This is a genomic window from Nocardia sp. NPDC003482 (assembly GCF_053588115.1).
In genome coordinates this window covers 134,094-151,132 of record NZ_JBSFPI010000012.1, presented here as the reverse complement: position 1 = coordinate 151,132, position 17,039 = coordinate 134,094, and the positions used below count along the sequence as shown (strand labels likewise).

Annotated in this window: 17 protein-coding genes; 9 read left to right on the top strand and 8 right to left on the bottom strand. The window is 70.4% G+C overall.

The features are described from left to right. Window positions 1-26: 26 nt before the first annotated feature. The gene (locus ACWDSJ_RS20560) at window positions 27-353 is read left to right on the top strand and encodes a hemophore-related protein (RefSeq protein WP_387363688.1); all 327 of its coding nucleotides are present in this window, start codon (window positions 27-29) and stop codon (window positions 351-353) included. Between the two features lie 60 nt (window positions 354-413). On the opposite strand, the gene ACWDSJ_RS20555 is transcribed toward ACWDSJ_RS20560, so the two are convergent. Next, a complete protein-coding gene (locus ACWDSJ_RS20555) occupies window positions 414-1,625 on the bottom strand; it encodes an NAD(P)-dependent malic enzyme (RefSeq protein WP_450033606.1) in 1,212 nt (403 codons plus the stop codon). Window positions 1,626-2,044: 419 nt separating this feature from the next. Beyond that, on the bottom strand, window positions 2,045-3,835 hold the full coding sequence (locus ACWDSJ_RS20550; protein ID WP_450033605.1) for an FAD-dependent oxidoreductase: 1,791 nt from the start codon (window positions 3,833-3,835) through the stop codon (window positions 2,045-2,047). Between the two features lie 30 nt (window positions 3,836-3,865). Between ACWDSJ_RS20550 and ACWDSJ_RS20545 the strand changes: the two genes are divergently transcribed. After that, complete coding sequence (locus tag ACWDSJ_RS20545) at window positions 3,866-4,006, top strand: hypothetical protein (protein ID WP_450033604.1); 141 nt, start codon at window positions 3,866-3,868, stop codon at window positions 4,004-4,006. A gap of 239 nt (window positions 4,007-4,245) precedes the next feature. Here ACWDSJ_RS20545 and ACWDSJ_RS20540 read toward each other — a convergent pair whose 3' ends face one another. After that, the gene (locus ACWDSJ_RS20540) at window positions 4,246-5,100 is read right to left on the bottom strand and encodes a PHP domain-containing protein (RefSeq protein ID WP_387363680.1); all 855 of its coding nucleotides are present in this window, start codon (window positions 5,098-5,100) and stop codon (window positions 4,246-4,248) included. A 50-nt stretch (window positions 5,101-5,150) separates the two neighbouring features. Here ACWDSJ_RS20540 and corA point away from each other — a divergent pair, with 50 nt between their 5' ends. Then, on the top strand, window positions 5,151-6,218 hold the full coding sequence (gene corA / locus ACWDSJ_RS20535) for a magnesium/cobalt transporter CorA (RefSeq protein ID WP_450033675.1): 1,068 nt from the start codon (window positions 5,151-5,153) through the stop codon (window positions 6,216-6,218). 3 nt (window positions 6,219-6,221) lie between these two features. Here the strand turns inward: corA and ACWDSJ_RS20530 are convergent, their stop codons facing one another. Genes ACWDSJ_RS20530 through ACWDSJ_RS20520 form a run of 3 tightly spaced genes read right to left on the bottom strand, consistent with a single transcriptional unit; the run spans window position 6,222 to window position 8,256 of the window. Then, window positions 6,222-6,794, bottom strand: coding sequence for a suppressor of fused domain protein (locus tag ACWDSJ_RS20530; RefSeq protein WP_450033603.1), 573 nt, complete (start codon window positions 6,792-6,794; stop codon window positions 6,222-6,224). 1 nt (window position 6,795) lies between these two features. After that, on the bottom strand, window positions 6,796-7,287 hold the full coding sequence (locus ACWDSJ_RS20525) for a general stress protein (protein ID WP_387363674.1): 492 nt from the start codon (window positions 7,285-7,287) through the stop codon (window positions 6,796-6,798). A gap of 12 nt (window positions 7,288-7,299) precedes the next feature. Further along, window positions 7,300-8,256: an HpcH/HpaI aldolase/citrate lyase family protein gene (locus ACWDSJ_RS20520; protein ID WP_450033602.1), complete on the bottom strand. Its 957-nt coding sequence runs from the start codon at window positions 8,254-8,256 to the stop codon at window positions 7,300-7,302. A gap of 49 nt (window positions 8,257-8,305) precedes the next feature. On the opposite strand from ACWDSJ_RS20520, the gene ACWDSJ_RS20515 reads away from it, so the two are divergent. The 6 genes from ACWDSJ_RS20515 to ACWDSJ_RS20490 all read left to right on the top strand — a co-directional run bounded on the left by ACWDSJ_RS20515 (window position 8,306) and on the right by ACWDSJ_RS20490 (window position 14,617). After that, on the top strand, window positions 8,306-9,619 hold the full coding sequence (locus tag ACWDSJ_RS20515; RefSeq protein WP_387363668.1) for a magnesium transporter MgtE N-terminal domain-containing protein: 1,314 nt from the start codon (window positions 8,306-8,308) through the stop codon (window positions 9,617-9,619). Further along, entirely contained in the window at window positions 9,616-10,206 is a 591-nt protein-coding gene (locus tag ACWDSJ_RS20510) for a DUF1003 domain-containing protein (protein WP_387363665.1), read from the top strand. The genes ACWDSJ_RS20515 and ACWDSJ_RS20510 overlap by 4 nt, the downstream gene beginning before the upstream one ends. Before the next feature lie 173 nt (window positions 10,207-10,379). After that, window positions 10,380-11,786, top strand: coding sequence for a lytic transglycosylase domain-containing protein (locus ACWDSJ_RS20505; protein ID WP_450033601.1), 1,407 nt, complete (start codon window positions 10,380-10,382; stop codon window positions 11,784-11,786). Between the two features lie 111 nt (window positions 11,787-11,897). Beyond that, window positions 11,898-12,746, top strand: a complete 849-nt coding sequence (locus tag ACWDSJ_RS20500) for a lytic transglycosylase domain-containing protein (protein ID WP_450033600.1) — start codon at window positions 11,898-11,900, stop codon at window positions 12,744-12,746. A gap of 80 nt (window positions 12,747-12,826) precedes the next feature. Continuing rightward, window positions 12,827-13,963: an Mrp/NBP35 family ATP-binding protein gene (locus ACWDSJ_RS20495; protein ID WP_450033599.1), complete on the top strand. Its 1,137-nt coding sequence runs from the start codon at window positions 12,827-12,829 to the stop codon at window positions 13,961-13,963. Between the two features lie 84 nt (window positions 13,964-14,047). After that, window positions 14,048-14,617: a Uma2 family endonuclease gene (locus ACWDSJ_RS20490; RefSeq protein WP_450033598.1), complete on the top strand. Its 570-nt coding sequence runs from the start codon at window positions 14,048-14,050 to the stop codon at window positions 14,615-14,617. 7 nt (window positions 14,618-14,624) lie between these two features. Here the strand turns inward: ACWDSJ_RS20490 and ACWDSJ_RS20485 are convergent, their stop codons facing one another. Both ACWDSJ_RS20485 and ACWDSJ_RS20480 read right to left on the bottom strand, forming a co-directional pair. Beyond that, window positions 14,625-15,545: a phosphotransferase family protein gene (locus tag ACWDSJ_RS20485; protein ID WP_450033597.1), complete on the bottom strand. Its 921-nt coding sequence runs from the start codon at window positions 15,543-15,545 to the stop codon at window positions 14,625-14,627. Between the two features lie 5 nt (window positions 15,546-15,550). Continuing rightward, window positions 15,551-16,843: a hypothetical protein gene (locus tag ACWDSJ_RS20480; protein WP_450033596.1), complete on the bottom strand. Its 1,293-nt coding sequence runs from the start codon at window positions 16,841-16,843 to the stop codon at window positions 15,551-15,553. Window positions 16,844-17,039 lie beyond the last annotated feature (196 nt).

Genomic DNA, 17,039 nt, shown 5'->3' with positions numbered 1-17,039 from the left:
TTCTCGACTCGAATGGAGTTGCTCTGATGAAGCGAACCCTTGCCGCTCTGCTCGCCGGGACCGCGGGCGCGGCCGCTCTGCTCGTCGCGGTGCCCGGCGTCGCCTCGGCCGACGGGCCCGATTGCGGTCCGCAGGCGCGCGCGCAGGTTCACGCCCAGGTCGCCTCCCGGACCGCGGACTACCTGGCGGCGCATCCGGATCTGGCCGCCGAACTCGCGAAGGTGCGGACGCTTCCGAAGGATCAGCGGCACACCGAATTGCAGGCGTATCGGCAGTCGCATCAGCAGGAGCTGCGGGAGTTCCGCGACATTCGCCAGCCGCTGCGCGACCTCCGCAAGGCGTGCAAGGGCTGACAACGGCGACGGGCGCTTCGTTCGAAAACGAAGCGCCCGAGTGCTGTTCGAATATCGTTGCTAGGCAACGCCTTCCGCGCGGGCGGCGGCGGCCACGGCCTCGGCGACCGCGGGCGCGACCCGGGGATCGAGCGGGCTCGGGACGATCTTGTCGGCGGCCAGTTCGTCGCCGACCACGGCCAGGATGGCGTCGGCGGCGGCGATCTTCATGCCCTCGGTGATGCGCCGGGCGCCCGCGTCCAGCGCGCCCTTGAACACGCCGGGGAAGGCCAGCACATTGTTGATCTGGTTGGGGAAGTCGCTGCGGCCGGTGGCCACGATCGCGGCGTACTTGTGCGCGATCTCGGGGTGGATCTCCGGATCCGGATTGGACATCGCGAACACGATGGACTCGGGGGCCATCGCCGCGATGAGCGCCTCGGGAATCGTGCCCGCCGAAAGGCCCAGGAACACATCGGCTCCCGCCATCGCGTCGGCGGCGCTGCCGGTGATGCCGCGCGGGTTGGTGCGCTGGGCCAGATCGGCCTTGACCTCGTTGAGGTCGGCGCGGTCGCGGCTCACCACACCCTTGGAGTCGAGCACGACGATGTCGGAGACACCGGCGGCCAGCAGGATGTTGGTGCACGCGACACCGGCCGCTCCCGCGCCCGACACCACGACCTTCAGGCCCTCGATGTCGCGGCCCTGCACCTTCGCGGCGCCGTTGAGCGCGGCCAGCACCACGATGGCGGTGCCGTGCTGGTCGTCGTGCATGACCGGGCAGTCCAGCGCCTCGATGACGCGCTTCTCGATCTCGAAGCAGCGCGGCGCGGAGATGTCCTCGAGGTTCACCGCGCCGAAGCTCGGGCGCAGCCGGATCAGGGTCTCGACGATCTCGTCGACGTCCTTGGTGTCCAGCACGATCGGAATCGAATCCAGACCCGCGAACTTCTTGAACAGCGCGGCCTTGCCCTCCATCACCGGCAGCGAGGCGCGCGGACCGATGTCGCCGAGGCCGAGCACCGCGGTGCCGTCGCTGACCACGACGACGAGACGGTCGGTCCAGGTGTAGCGCTTGGCCAGCGCGGCGTCGGTGTGGATGGCCCGGCTCACCTGCGCCACGCCGGGCGTGTAGGCGATGGACAGATCGCGCTGGGTCTCCAGCGGGGACGTGAGTTCCACCGAGAGCTTGCCCCCCAGATGACCCGCGAAAATTTCCTCGTGCGTAATGGCGGACAGGTTCGCCGAATCGGTTTCACGGCTCGCCGTGGCGGCGTTCGGTGCATCAGTCACGGGTGACACGATTTCACTCCTGCTCGGTGTCGACTGAACCGTCTCGCGGTTACCGTCGGGTATTTGGTATCAATGGTTTTCGGTTACTCGGCAGGTGCGTTGATCACACTCGCTTGCCGCGCAATACCGTTCGATGGTGACATCGCGGTGTGCCGCACCGGGTATTACGGCGTATCGCCGCAGAGATCCGTCGAGCCGGAAACCGGACGGGTGTGTCCGGGTAATGCCGTTGGGGCGTACCGCGCATCCGGAGCAGTGCGTCACGGGTGCCGGTTCACCGACCTCCCGGACCGGGCGGTGGCGTCGGCCAGGGATCGGAACATTCTGCCAGGAAAGGTGAGCGGTTTCCAAATCGCCTGCGCGAGGCGGGTGGCGCGGGGGCGAGCGGGCTGCCATTGTCCGAGCCTAGGGCGCGCGAATTACCCCGACGTAAGCGGAAACTCGCATTCGGCGGCCGGCCGAGTGAGGTCGCGCGGGGGCGCGACCCAGACGGTCCCCACGCCCCCGGTGCGCAGGCGCAGCCGCCAGTCCTCGTCCTCGCCGGGATGGTCGGTGCGGCGGTGGATGCCGCGGCTCTCGGTGCGGGCCAGCGCGCTGTGCTTGGTCCAGCGTGCCACGGCCAGCAGCGCGGCCGCCTCGCGGGCCCGCAGCAGTTCCGCCCCGGCGCCGCCGAGATCGCATTCGGTGACCGGCCACAGCGCGTCGAGTTCCGCGATGCTGTCCCGCAGGCTTCCCGCACTGCGCCAGTAGCTGCGCCGCAGCGGCAGGGTGTGCTCCTGCACGAGCCCGATCACCGCCCGCGGATCGATCCCGGCGACCGCGCGCAGCCCCCCGCCCGCCCGGGCCGGAACCGCCCGCCCCCGCCCGCGCGCGAACCGCACCGCCCCCGTACCCGCCCACATCCCGGAGGCGATCGCCCAGGCCGCCCGCTGCCCACCGACGCCCCCGTACGCCCCGGCGATCGCTTCCCGCGAGGTCACGTCCCCCGCGGCGAACAACCCGGGAACCGTTGTGGCGCAATCGAACCCGGTGAGCCGCAGCCCACCGGTACCGCGCACCGTACCGGCCAGCACCGCCCGCACCTGAACCGCACCCGAAACACGCGGAGCGCCAACGTGTTCCGAGCCTCCAACTCCGAGGCCCCCTCCGCCGTCGCCGGTGCTCCCCAGCCCGGCGAGCGCCTCCAGCGTGGCGAAGATCCCTCGACCGTCGACCCGAGCCTCCGCGCCCTCCAGCCCACCGGCCTCCGCGAAGCTCGAGTGAACCCGAGCCTCCGCGCCTCCCGACCCATCGATCTCCGCAAGCGTCGGGCGAACCCGAGGCTCCGCGCCTTCCGACCCACCGGCCTCCGCAAGCTTGGGGCGAACCCGAGGCTCCGCGCCTCCCGGCCCATCGATCTCCTCGAGCGTCGCGTAGACCCGGCGGCCATTGGCGAGGGCCTCGAGGGCGGCGGCGTGGGGGCCGAGGGCGGGGTTTTCGAGGGGCGCGCCGGATTCGTCGTGGAAGGCGGCGAAGCGGGGGGTCGGGGTGGGCGGCAGTGGGGCGATCGGGGCGAGGGTGTAGGCGCTGGAGAATTCCATGCCCGACAGCTCACCGCCGACCTCGGCGGCCATCAGCAAGCCGTCGCCGGTGGCGACATCGGCGCCCGCGGCGCCGGACAGGAACGCGCAGCCGCCCGTGGCCAGCACCACCGCGCCCGCCCGCACGGACCACTCCTCGTAGCCGCGTGCCGAGCACAATCCGCTCGCCCCGGCCACGACGCCCTCGGCGTCGACGAGCAGCCGCAGCGCCGGATGATGGTCCAGGATCCGCACGCCCGCCACGAGCAGGCTCCGCCGCAGCAGGCCGAGGTAGCGGGCGCCGCTCAGGCGAATCCGGGTCGGGCCGCCCGACCGGTCAGCGTGCGGCACCCGGCCGCGACGAAACAAATGGTCGAGCCGGAGGTGGGTCTCGGCGAGCACGCGGTGCGTCCATTCCGGATCGCCGAGTCGGCCGCCGCGCGCGAAGGCCAGCCGGACCGCCTCCTCCCGAGCCGGTCCGGGTGGGAAATTCGCCAGGGCCACAAGGCTTTTCGCGGTCGGTCCGCTGGCCCCGCACCGCCCCTTGTCGACCAGGATCACCCGGGCCCCGGAGCGCGCCGCGGCGAGCGCGGCCCACGCCCCCGCGGGACCACCCCCCACCACCAGCACATCCGACTCCAGCACGCCCACAAAGGAAAATATTCGGGCACAATTCACCCGATGGCAACCATTACGCTCGCCCTAATTCCACCACTGCGTAACCAAAAGATAACCCGCCGCACAGAAAACGACCACGGCCCCGAAAAAGGCCGCAAAACCCCGTCGCCGATCCGCGAATACCTGCGCGCACACGGCCAGTAACGCGATTCCCACATGCCACGCCACCGTCGCCGCCCCCGGGCCCGGAAATCCCCGTCGCGCCCCGAGCACCTCGGCCCCGATCACCACCAGGCACAGCACCACGAGTCCACCCGCCACGATTCCGCTCAACCCGCGCACCAACCTCACGACAGCCTCCCCTCACCCCGAACGATCCGTCCTACCCGTCGCACGACACGATCACCCCGCCCCCAGCGAATATCCCCCGTACACAGGGAGTCTCACGACACGATCACCCCCACCCCGCTCGCCTTGTCGGCGAGCCGTTCGAACTGCTCCGGGGCGGTGGTGCAGTCACCGAGGTGGATGGTCTTGTTCGCGCCGTGGTAGTCCGACGATCCCGTGGTGAGGAGGTCGAGTTCGGCGGCGAGGTCGCGCAGCAGGGCGCGGTCGGCGGCGTTGTGGTCGGGGTGGTCGACCTCGAGGCCGGACAGGCCCAGGGCGGGCAGGGCGCGGATCTCGTCGAGGGCGAGCAGGCGGCCGCGGGTGCGGGCGCGGGGGTGCGCCACGACGCTGACTCCGCCTGCGGCCGAGACCATTTCGACCGCGCGCCGCAAGGGGGTGTCGGCCTTCTCGACGTAGTAGCGGCCGCGCGGGGCGAGGAGGCTCTCGAAGGCGGCGCCGACGGTCGGCACCACCCCGGCGGACACCAGGGCACGGGCCAGATGCGGTCGTCCGGCCGAGGCCCCGGCGGAGGCGAGCACCTCGTCGGCGTCGACCGGCAGGCCGTCGGCGGCCATCCGCTCGGCCATGGCCCGGACCCGGGCCACGCGCTCGCCGCGCAGCCGTTCGCGTTCGCGCGCGAAGGCCGCGTCGGTGGGATCGAACAGGTAGGCCAGCAGATGCACCGACACCGGCCAGCCGTCCTCGCCGGGGCCGGTGCACGACATCTCCATGCCGCGCACCAGGGTCATCCCGTTCGGCAGCGCCTCGGCGGCCTCGGTCCAGCCGGAGGTGGTGTCGTGATCGGTGAGGGCGACCACGTCCAATCCGGCCGCCGCGGCGTTGCGGACCAGTTCGGCCGGGGTGTCGGTGCCGTCGGAGGCGTTGGAATGGGTATGCAGGTCGATGCGCACCCGTCCATCTTGCCGAACGGCAGCGACTAGCATCGCAACTCGTGCCCCAGATGCCACCCCTGCCCTCGTTCCGCGGCCGCGGCAAGGCGGTGGAACCGCGTCCGCGCATCCCGGTGCCCACCGCGCGCGCGATCATCGACTGCGGCGTCTACGTCGACGGGCACCGGCTGCCCGGCCATTTCACCCACGCCGAGGCGCTGGCCGCGGTGCGCGAGCGTGGGGCCGGCTTCGCGTGGGTGGGCCTGCACGCGCCCGACGAATTCCAGATGGCCGATGTCGCAACCACTTTCGGCCTGCACGAACTGGCCGTCGAGGACGCGGTGCAGGCGCATCAGCGGCCGAAACTCGAACGCTACGACGACGTCCTGTTCCTGGTGCTGCGCACGGTGAAATACGTCGAGCACGATCCGAACAGCATCTCCGAGATCGTCGAGACCGGCGAGATCATGATCTTCGTGGGCCGCGATTTCGTGGTCACCGTGCGGCACGGCGAGCACACCGGGCTCACCGGCGTGCGCCGCGACCTCGAGGCCAATCCGGAACGGCTCGCGCTCGGCCCGGGCGCGGTGCTGCACGCCATCGCCGACCACGTCGTGGACTCCTACGTCGACGTGACCCAGGACATCGAGGACGATGTGGCGGAGATGGAGGAGAAGGTCTTCACCCCGCGCAGCAATCTCGCCATCGAGGCCATCTATCAGCTCAAGCGCGAGGTGGTCGAGCTGCGCCGCGCGGTCAATCCGCTCGCGCTGCCGCTGCAATTGCTCTCGCGCAGTTCGGAATTGCCGCTGCCCAAGGAGATCCGGCGCTATCTGCGCGACGTCGCCGACCATCACACCCAGGTCGCCGAGCGGATCAGCGATTTCGACGAATCGCTGAGTTCGCTCATCAACGCCGCTCTGGCGAAGGTGAGCGTGCAGCAGAACACCGATATGCGCAAGATCTCGGCCTGGGCCGCGATGGCCGCGGTGCCGACCATGATCGCGGGCATCTACGGCATGAATTTCGACCACATGCCCGAATTGCATTGGACGCTGGGCTATCCCCTGGTGATCGTCGTCATCGTGGTGATCTGCGGCGCCCTGCTGGTCACCTTCCGGCGCAACAACTGGCTGTGACGCTCACAGCGTCGCCGCGCCGCGCCCCGGATCGGTGACGTCGATGCCCGCCTCGGCCCACGCCTCCCGCAGCGCCTGCGCCCCGCGCACCCGCACCCACGCCGCCTCGGTCGCGGTCAGCGGCGCGACCGACAGGAACCGCACGGGTTCGGCCGGTTCGGGCAGCGCGACCTCGGGCAGTTCGCTGGGGCCGAGCAGCACCGCGGTGAACGGGGCCTTGTCCCACAAGGGTTCTCCCAGATCCAGCAGCGCATCCGCTTGCAGCACAACGCCTTCCACCGCAGGGGAGGCGATCAGCACGCCGAGCCCCCGCGCGATCCCGGCGTGAGATCCCTTGGCGCGCAACGTGAGTACCAGCTCCGCGCGCGGGCCGCGCACCGGATCGGCCAGGGCGTCGGACGGATCGGTCATGGGATGGCGCGAACCGCCCAGCGTCACGTAGTGCAGCACCTCGCCGTCGGGGATCCGCAGGATCTCGATCGGCTCCAGCCCCAGGAAGGTCACCGAGGCCGAATCCGCCGAGGGCACACCGAAATAGCCGAGCGTCGCGGCCCGGACCTCGTCGAGCACGCGCACGTCAGATGGCCAGCCGGGCCAGCATGTCGCGGGCGGCCTCGGCCTCCTTCGGCTCGCACAGCACGTCGTAGCGCCCGGCGACCAACTGCATGGTGGAGGCGAAATCGCGCTGCCCGCGGGTGGCGGCGTAGGGGATCGAGGTGGAGATGACACCGAAGATGACACCGCCGACCAGACCCACCACGAGCGGGCCGAGCGCGCCGCCGGTGGTGAACAGGCTCAGCAGCAGACCCAGGAACAGGCCCAGCCACGCACCCGACACCATGCCGCCGCCGATCACCTTGCCCCAGGTCAACCGGTACAGCACCCGCTCGACCTGCATCAGATCCACGCCCACGATGGTCACGTTCTCGACCGGGAACTGGTTGTCGGCCAGATAGTCGACCGCCCGCTGCGCCTCGGCATAGGTGGGATACGACCCGACGGGCCAACCCGACGGCGGCGTCGGCAGGCCGGGCCGATTGCGGTTGGAGTTCCCCAACGGACTAGTCATGGCTCCATCATGCTATTGATCCGCCGGCGACGGGGGAGTGAAACGCGTGGTTCGCGCCATTCCGGCGGCCCTGCCCTTCTCGGCTATGACGCGCGCCATCTTCGCGCTCGCCTCGTCGATCATCTCGTCGCCCAGCATGACCGCCCCGCGCGCACCCCCGGCCTCGGAGGTGTGGAAGGCGTAGGCGTCGAGGATCTCCTCGGCCCGGTCGTAGTCGGCCTGGCGCGGGGAGAAGATCTCGTTGGCCGCCTCGATCTGGGTGGGGTGCAGCACCCACTTGCCGTCGAAACCCAGTGCGGCCGTTCGGGATGCGGCCCGGCGGAAGCCGTCGAGATCGCGGATCTGGAGATAGGGTCCGTCGATGGCCTGGAGGCCGTGCGCCCGCGCGGCGAGCAGGATGGTCATCAGGATGTGGTGGTAGGCGTCGCCGGGCTCGTAGCCCTCCGGCTGTTCGCCGACGACGAGGGTGCGCATATTGATACTCGCCATGAAGTCCGCGGGCCCGAAGACCAGCGTCCGCACCCGCGGGCTCGCGGTCGCGATGTCATCGATATTGCGCAGGCCCAGGGCGTTCTCGAGCTGCGGTTCGATGCCGATGCGGCCGACCGCGAGGCCGGCGGCCTTCTCCACCTGGGTCAGCAGCAGATCCAGCGCCCGCACCTGACCGCCGTCGGTGACCTTCGGCAGCAGGATCGCGTCCAGCGCCGCGCCCGCGCCCTCGACGACGGCGATCACGTCGGCGTAGGTCCATTCGGTCGTCCAGTCGTTGACCCGCACCACCTTGAGCTGCTCACCCCAGCCCGAGGAGTTGAGCGCGGCGATGATGTTGGCCCGGGCGGCGGCCTTCGCCCCGGGCGCCACCGCGTCCTCGAGGTCGAGGAAGACCTCGTCCGCGGGCAAACCCATGGCCTTCTCGATCATGCGGGGATTGCTGCCGGGCACGGCGAGCACCGAACGGCGGACTGACATGCGACATCTCCTCCAGTATCCGGACAGAGCACCCTCTAGCCTGGGCATCATGGCAGCGACGAGGGTTTTCGCCGCCAGGCTGGCGAGCCTGGTGGTGCTGGGTCCGGACGGCGAGTCTATCGGCCGGGTCCGGGACGTGGTGATCTCCATCCGATACGACCGCCAGCAACCCCGGGTGCTCGGCCTGCTCGTCGAACTGCCCACGCGCAAACGAATATTCGTGCCCATGCTGCGGGTGACCGCGATCGAGCCCGGTTCGGTGAACCTGAACACCGGCACGGTCAGCCTGCGCCGCTTCGAGCAACGGCCCGGCGAGATGCTGGCGCTGGCCCAGGTGCTGGATTCCACGGTCCGCGTGGACGATCCGGAGCTGCCGGATCTGCACGACGTCGATCTGTTCGTGGTGGATCTGGGCATCGAGCAGACCCGCACCCGCGACTGGCTGGTCTCGCGGGTCGCGGTGCGCGGGCATCGCCGCCTCGGTCGCCGCCGGGCGATCCACGTCGTGGACTGGAACCACGTGCGCGGGCTGACCCCGTACGAGCTGAATCTGCCGGGCCAGGACGTGACCCAATTGCTCGGCCAGTTCGAGGGTTTGCGCCCCGCCGACGTCGCGCACCTGATGCGCGAGCTGCCGGGCAAGCGGCGCATCGAACTGGCCCGCGCGCTCGACGACGAACGGCTCGCCGACGTCGTGCAGGAACTGCCCGAGACCGATCAGGTCACGGTCCTGCAGCAGCTCGGGGTCGAGCGCGCCGCCGACGTGCTCGAGGCGATGGACCCCGACGACGCGGCGGACCTGTTGGGCGAGTTGCCGACCGGTGAGGCCGAGGCGCTGCTGTCGCTCATGGACCCCGAGGAGTCCGAGCCGGTGCGCCGATTGCTCGAGTACTCGCCCTACACCGCGGGCGGTCTGATGACGCCGCGCCCGGTCGTGCTCACGCCCGCCGCGACCGTCGCCGAAGCCCTGGCGCGCGTGCGGGATCCGGACCTCACCCCGGCGCTGGCCTCCCTGGTCTTCGTGGTCCGGCCGCCCACGGCCACCCCGACCGGGCGCTACCTCGGCTGCGTACACATTCAGCAACTGCTGCGCGAACCTCCGGCGACATTGGTCGGCGGATTGGTCGACGCCGATCTGACGGTCTTGCGGCCGGCCGCCTCGCTGAGCGCGGTGACCCGCTACTTCGCCACCTACAACCTGGTCTGCGGCCCGGTCGTCGACGAGGAGAACCACCTGCTGGGCGCGGTCTCGGTCGACGACGTGCTCGACCATCTGCTGCCGGAGGATTGGCGCGAGCAGGACGAGGACAGCAATGCCACCGCCGCGGCCGCCGCCGCCACGGGAACGGGAGAACGCCCATGAACGAGCGCGCCGACAAGCCGATCGCACGCCAGCGCCTCGAGACCCCGGTCGAATCGCGGTTCCGGTTCGAACTCGACGCCGAGGCCATGGCCCGCACGAGCGAGCGCATCGCCCGATTCCTCGGCACCGGGCGCTATCTCGTCCTGCAGTCCGTGGTGGTGATCGTCTGGATCATCGTCAACGTCTTCGTCGCGGCGCTGCGCTGGGATCCGTATCCGTTCATCCTGCTGAATCTGGCCTTCTCCACCCAGGCCGCCTACGCCGCGCCGCTGATCCTGCTCGCGCAGAACCGGCAGGACAACCGGGACCGGGTGTCGCTGGAGGAGGACCGCTCGCGCGCCGCGCAGACCAAGGCGGACACCGAATTCCTCGCCCGCGAACTGGCCTCGCTGCGGATCGCCGTCGGCGAGGTCGCCACCCGCGACTATCTGCGCCGCGAACTCGAGGACATCAAGGACACGCTGGCGCGTCTCGAGGCGGGCGCGCCGAGCGCCGGAGAAGAATCTGTGGCGGCGGCCAAATCGAAGAAGAGTACCGATAGAAAGCGGGGGCGGGTACCGATTTCTCCACAGATCGAAGGCAACTGACCGTAAATATCGACAACAACAAGCTGACCGCCGGGTAACCTGGATCACGTTGTCCGGAGCGACCGGCCCGGACGGGGTGTCGACCCGGTCGCTCACCGACTACGAAGGGGTTTGGTGTGCCGATGCGAATGTCTGGTCCGATAACCGTATCGGCGCTGGTGGTAGCGGGTTTGATGGCTTCGGGTTCGACGGCCGTGCAGCCGGTCGCCAAGCCCGCCGCGCCCAAGGCCCCCGAGGCGCAGCTGGCCGCCGCGACCGGTCCCGCCGACGCCGCCGATACCGCGACCGCCCAGGCCGTCGGCCTCGTTCCGGCCGCTCCCGAACCGCCTCGCAAACTCCGGGCAATGATCCCGCCGAGCGACGGCCTGCCCCCGTTCGCGGGGACCGTGCCGTTGCAGAACATCTCGCTGCCCGGCGGCGGGGTGCTCGGCATCCCGGAGGTCGTGCTCGCGGCCTACCGCAACGCCGAGCTCGCCCTGCAATCCTCGATGCCCAACTGCGGGGTGAGCTGGCACCTGCTCGCGGGCATCGGCAAGATCGAGTCCAACCACGCGGGTTTCGGACGCACGGACGCCAACGGCACCACGGTCGGGCCGATCTACGGTCCGGCCCTGGACGGCACACTGCCCGGCAACGAGGTCATCAAGGCCGCCGACGGCGGTTTCGTGCGCGCGGTCGGCCCGATGCAGTTCCTGCCCGGCACCTGGGCGCACTACGCCTCCGACGGCAACGGCGACGGGATCTCCGACCCCAACAACGTCTTCGACGCGGCGCTCGGCGCGGGCAAGTACCTGTGCTCGGGCGGACTGGATCTGCGCGATCCGCAGCAGGAGCTGCGAGCGGTGTTGCGCTACAACAACTCCGTGGCCTACGCCGCGCAGGTGCTGAGCTGGTCCAACGCCTACAAGAACGGCGGCGCCCCGACCCAGGTGCAGATCTCCCCCGATCTGATCCCGCCGGGGGCGATGCCCGAGGGCGCGGGTTCGACCATGCTGGCGGTCAATACGACCTATCCGAGCCCGAACTCGACCACGACCACCACCGAACCGCCCAGCTCCGCGGCGACCACCACCACGCCCCAGCAGCCCACCCAGGTCATGATCAACATCCCCGGGCTGCCGCCGATCCCGTGCGGCATCTTCTGCCCGCCGCCCCCGCCGAAACCGTGTGACCCGGCGGCGAATCCGGCGCCGATGCCCAAACCGGGCGAACCGGCGAAACCGGCCGATACGCAACGCTGGTCGGCGAACGACCAGGCGCAGGTGGGCCAGGACCCGAACAAGCCGCTGGATCCCAATGCGGCGCCGCGGAATTCGGACGCCCAGCGCCAGGCCCAGTGCGCGGCCCCGCAGCAGCAGCCCGCCCCGGGCCAGCCCGCCGCACCCGCCGCGCCGGGACAGCCGCCCGCGCCGCAGGGTCCGGCGCTCGAGGAGGAGCAGCCCCAAGCTCCCACCAAGACACCGGAACCCGGCCCGGCCGCGCCGCCCGAGCAGGCGCCCGCCGAGGCGCCCGCGCCCCCGCCGCCCGCGATCACCCTGCCGTTCGGCATCGTGGTGCCGCTCCCCGCCCCGCCTGCGTGAGATAAACCGGAAACCCGGTCACGAAGAAGTAACGAAAAGATCTCGGATGCGGTAACCTCATCTCGTTGTGTCACGAAAGGCTCACAGCGAGCATTGGAGGGCCACCGCACAGTGGGACGTCATCGCAAGCCGCCGACCGTCACCGTCCGGCGCGGATCAGTCATCGCTCTGACCGGGCTGGTGCCCGCGGGAGTCGTCGCCGTCAGCGCGGCCTCGGCATCGGATGTGGAGACCGCGGAGCACGCGGCAGTGGCCGCGCCGCAACAGCTTTCGGAGGGCGCGAGCGCCGAGGTCGCCCCGCGGGCCGCGGTGGTCGCCGACGAGTTGTTGCACGCCGCCAAGCATCCCGGGCCCCCGATCGTGAAAACCGTTGCCCAGAGCGGGGATCGGGTCGCGGCGGATCTGCCCGCCGGTCCGCTCGGCATGCCCGGCATCGCGCACGCGGCCTATCTGAACGCCGAACGCGTACTGGCCCAGGAGAATCCGGACTGCCACATGCCGTGGTCGGTGCTCGCCGGGATCGGCCGGATCGAATCGCATCACGCCAACGGCAAGGCCGACGCCAAGGGCAATCCGATCGACCCGATCTACGGCCCGGTGCTCGACGGCAGCCTCGCGGGCAACCAGATGGTCCGCGCCACCGACGGCGAGCTCGACGGCGGTATGCGCGGCTTCACCCGCGCGGTGGGTCCGATGCAGTTCCTGCCCGAGACCTACCGCAAGTTCGCGGCGGACGGCGACGGCGACGGCATCTCCGACCCGCAGAACCTGTTCGACGCGGCCCTGACCGCGGGCAAGTACCTGTGCTCCGGCGGGCTGGACATGAACGATCTGTCCCAGCAGTCCAAGGCGATCATGCGCTACAACAACTCGATGGCCTACGTGGCGAACGTGATGGCCTGGGAGGTGGCGTACCGCACCGGCGTCGCCCCGCAGGCCAGCCAGCTGCCCCGGATCTGAGTCCGACGTTCCCGGGCCCTGGACGTGCTTACGCAAGCTGCCCCTCGGGGGCCCGGACGGCCGCCGCTAAGCTGGGCGTCATGCCAGTGGTAACGGAATCGGATGTGCGGGCTGCTCTCGCGAAGGTGGACGACCCGGAGATCCGTAAACCGATCACCGAACTGGGCATGGTGAAGAGCGTCGCCATCGACGCCGACAGCGGTGTCCATGTCGAGATCTACCTGACAACGGCGGCCTGCCCGCTGCGCACCAAGCTCACCGAGATGGTGCGCAAGGCGGTCGCCGACGTCCCCGGCGCGGGCGCGGTGACCGTCGACCTCGACGTCATGAACGACGAGCAGCGCACCGAGTTGCGCAAGAAGCTGCGCGGCGATTCGCCCGAGCCGGTCATCCCGTTCGCCCAGCCCGGCTCGCTGACCCGGGTGTACGCCATCGCCTCGGGTAAGGGCGGCGTCGGAAAGTCCAGTGTCACAGTCAATCTCGCGGCCGCGATGGCCGCGCGCGGACTGTCGGTGGGCGTGCTCGACGCGGACATCTACGGTCACTCGGTGCCGCGCATGCTCGGCACCGACGCCCGGCCCACCCAGGTCGAGCGGATGATCATGCCGCCGATCGCGCACGACGTGAAGGTCATCTCGATCTCCATGTTCACCCAGGGCAACACGCCCGTCGTGTGGCGCGGCCCGATGCTGCACCGCGCGCTGCAACAGTTCCTCGCCGACGTGTTCTGGGGCGACCTGGACATCCTGCTGCTCGACCTCCCGCCCGGCACCGGCGACGTCGCCATCTCCATCGCACAGCTCATCCCCAACGCGGAGATCCTGGTCGTCACCACCCCCCAGCCCGCCGCCGCCGAGGTCGCCGAGCGCGCCGGCGCCATCGCCCTCCAGACCCGCCAGCGCATCGCGGGCGTCGTGGAGAACATGTCCTGGCTCGACCTCCCCGACGGCACCCGCATGGACCTCTACGGCTCCGGCGGCGGCCAGGCCGTCGCCGACCGCCTCTCCCGCGCGGTAGGCGCCGACGTCCCCCTCCTCGGCCAGATCCCCCTCACCCAGGACCTCCGCAAAGCCGGCGACGAGGGCACCCCTATAGTCCTGTCCAACCCCACCGACCCCGCCGCCGAGTCCCTCCTCGCCATCTCCGAAAAACTGGCCGTCCGCCGCCGCGGCCTGGCCGGCATGTCCCTGAGCATCGACACCACCCGCCACCTGTAGGCGTTCCGGCGTCCGCCACGGCAGTCGGGCGGATGCGATGATGGCACCAGAACGCACACCAGTGGCTCGCGCACGGAGGCGATGATGACGGTGGACATTGAGATGCCCCGCAGGCGGTCGATCACCGTGGAAGAATTCGACGCTCTGCCGGTCGACACCGCCCATCGTTACGAGATCGAGAATGGATTCTTGCTCGTGAACGCTCGCCCCGCACCCCTGCACAGCCGTGCCGTCACCCGACTGGTCGCCCAGCTCGACAGCCAATTGCCCACGGGCTGGGAGGCATTCGCGGAGTTGGAGGCCGAACTGGCGGGTCGGTCGCCCCGGCGGGTTCCCGATCTCGTGGTCGCCCCCGTGGAAGTCGACGAGCAGACCCGGGTGCGCAGCGAGCAGATCGCCCTCGCCGTCGAGATCGCGACGTCCGGGGAGTCCGCGGTGCGCGACTACGCGGTCAAGGCGGGCGAATACGCGGCCAACAAGATCGCCCACTACTGGGTGATCGACATCCTGGATCCGGAGTCCGTCGGGCTGACGATTTACACCCTCGACACCACCGGCGAGTACCACATCACCCCGCGCGCGACGGGCATCGTCACCGTGGAGTCGCCGTTCCCGCTGACCGTCGACCTGGGGGCGCTGACCGAACGCCGATGAGGCCGCGTCACAAGATGTTCCAGCGCAGGGCGATGTCCTCGCGGAGGCCCTGGACTCGGCGGAGGACCTCTTGGGCGGTGGGGGTGCCGGGGGTGGATTTGTAGGCGTTGGTGGTGATCATGCGGAGTTCGCGGAGGTCGCGGAGCCAGGGGTAGCCGGGCCAGGTGCGGATGTCGAAACCGTAGGCGTCGCAGAAGGTTTCGTATTCGGTGGGGGGATGGGCGAAGCGGCGGCAGTGGACCTCGAGGGTGACCAGGTCCCATTCGGGGCGGCCGACGGCGACGCTCTCCCAGTCGCAGAGGACGCCGCGGCGGGAGACGGGGTCCCACAACGTGTTTCGATGGTGGGCGTCGCCGTGGATGAGGGCGGGGCGCAGGGGGAAGTCGACGGCGGGGGCCGCGGCGGCCAGGCGGAGGCGTTCGTCGTGCAGGAGGCGGCGGTCGAAGGGCGAGAGGATGGTGCTCGCCTCGATGGAGCGGGCGATATGGGCGAAGGCTTCGTCGAGATGACGGTCCGGCAGCCATTGGGCGGGGCGGGTGCGCAGGCCGTGCAGGGCGGCCAGCGGGGCGGCGAGATCGACGGCCGCGATCGGGCGGTGCTGGGGCAGGTAGTCCCAGAAGGTCACCGTGCAGCCGCCGATCCGCAGCGGTTGCGCGATGGCCGTCGGCGGCACGGTCGGCACGCCCCGCTCCCGCAGCCAGCGCACCAGGGCCACCACGTCCACCGGCGGCCGCACCCCGAACGGCCGATCGATCTTCACCACCACCGGCGCGCTCACCAACCGGTACACGGCGTTGGTGTGATGCCGCAGCAGCTGCGCCCCGGTGGCGTCGAAACCGCCTGCGCCGCAAGCCCGTTGCAGAATCCACCGGGTCCGGCGGGGCGTGAAGGGTAAGCCGGGCGCTCCCGTCGTCATCGGCTCCGACATGGCGATCACCGCAGTTCGCTCGCTCCGGCGGCGACCAGGTGCCGCAGTTCCTCCACCGTCCTACGGCCGCGCGCGGCCTCCGGTATCGCGTCGACCACCGCGGCCGCCCGCGAGACCACGATCGTGGTCCGATGCTCGCCCGGCAGCGTGGTGAGCACCCGCGCCGCCTGTTCGCACGCCTCGTCCACCGCACCCTCGAGCGCGTAACCGATCGCGATGTCCAGCTCGATGAGCGCCGGATCCACGACCACGCCGGGGCTGTCCCGATACAACCGCAACGCCTGTTCCTGCACCCGCCGCGCCTCGGCCACCCGGCCGAGATTGGTCAGCGTGCCGGAAAGGTAGAGCAGCAGACGTTTCTCACCGAAGCGGAATGCCTCGTCGGAGGACATCTCCCCCAACGCCGCGGTGTGCGCGCGGGCCCGCCGCATCGCCGACTCCGCCCCGTCCGCGTCCCCCAGCCGGGCCAGCGCCCGCGCCTCCGCCGCGGCCGCCAATGCCGTTGCGTCGTCGGCGGTTTCGGGCAGCTGGGCCTGGGCCGCGCGCGCCAGCATCACGGCGTGTTCGGGACTGCCGTAGTAGTACGGCAACATCGCGTGCTGCGCCCGCACCCGCGCCCGCAGCCGCAGGTTGCCGGTGTCGTCGGCGGCCATCCGCGCGGTGCCGTACCAGAAGTTGGCGCGCTCGATCTGACCGAGTTTCATCAGCGCGTCGGCGATCAGCAATCCCAACACGGCGGTGACCTCCGACAGCCGCGACTGGATGGCGGCGGGCTGGCGCTGCGTCGAGATCGACTGCACCTCCAGCACATCCGGCAACACCGTGGCCAACACCTGCGAGGGCGGGGTGCTCGTGTAGGTGAGCACCCGGCCCGCGGCGCGCTCCTCCATGAGCTCGACCATCGAGGGGGCGATCGTGCACGCCGCCAGCGTCCGATCCACCAGCGTGCGGGCGTCGTCGAGCCGGGCCAGCAGCGCCGCGTCGTTGCCCGCGGCGGTCGCGCCCGCCGCGGCGGAAACGGTTCGGCGCGTGGGCAACCGGCGCGAGCCGAGGGCCTGCTCGCCCTCGGCCAGAATCTGCTCGAACCGCTCGCGCACCTCCGGACTGACCTGAACCAGCAGCGTGTCCAGCAGTTCCTGGGTGAGCGGGCGCGGCGTGACCGCGCTCAGCCCGGATCGCCAATTGGCCACCGTCGTCATCTCGATGCCCAGGTGAGCCGCGAACTCGCGCACCGACTTTCGCATCGCTTCCTGCAACGCGACCGCCTCGAACCCCGTCCAGGGTCGACCCAACACCATTGTTACGTCCTTGTTTCCCGTGTCCGTGCCAACAGTAGGCCAACAGCAACACCAACGGTGTGCGATTTCATATCGGTCGGAACACGGCGAAAGTACTAAGTGCATCCGGCGTCGAGGCGACACATCCTTCGCAGCCGTGACAACCAGCACCGAGCCGGCGATCCCAAGGTTCGGTGGCGGCGCCGGATGCTCCGTT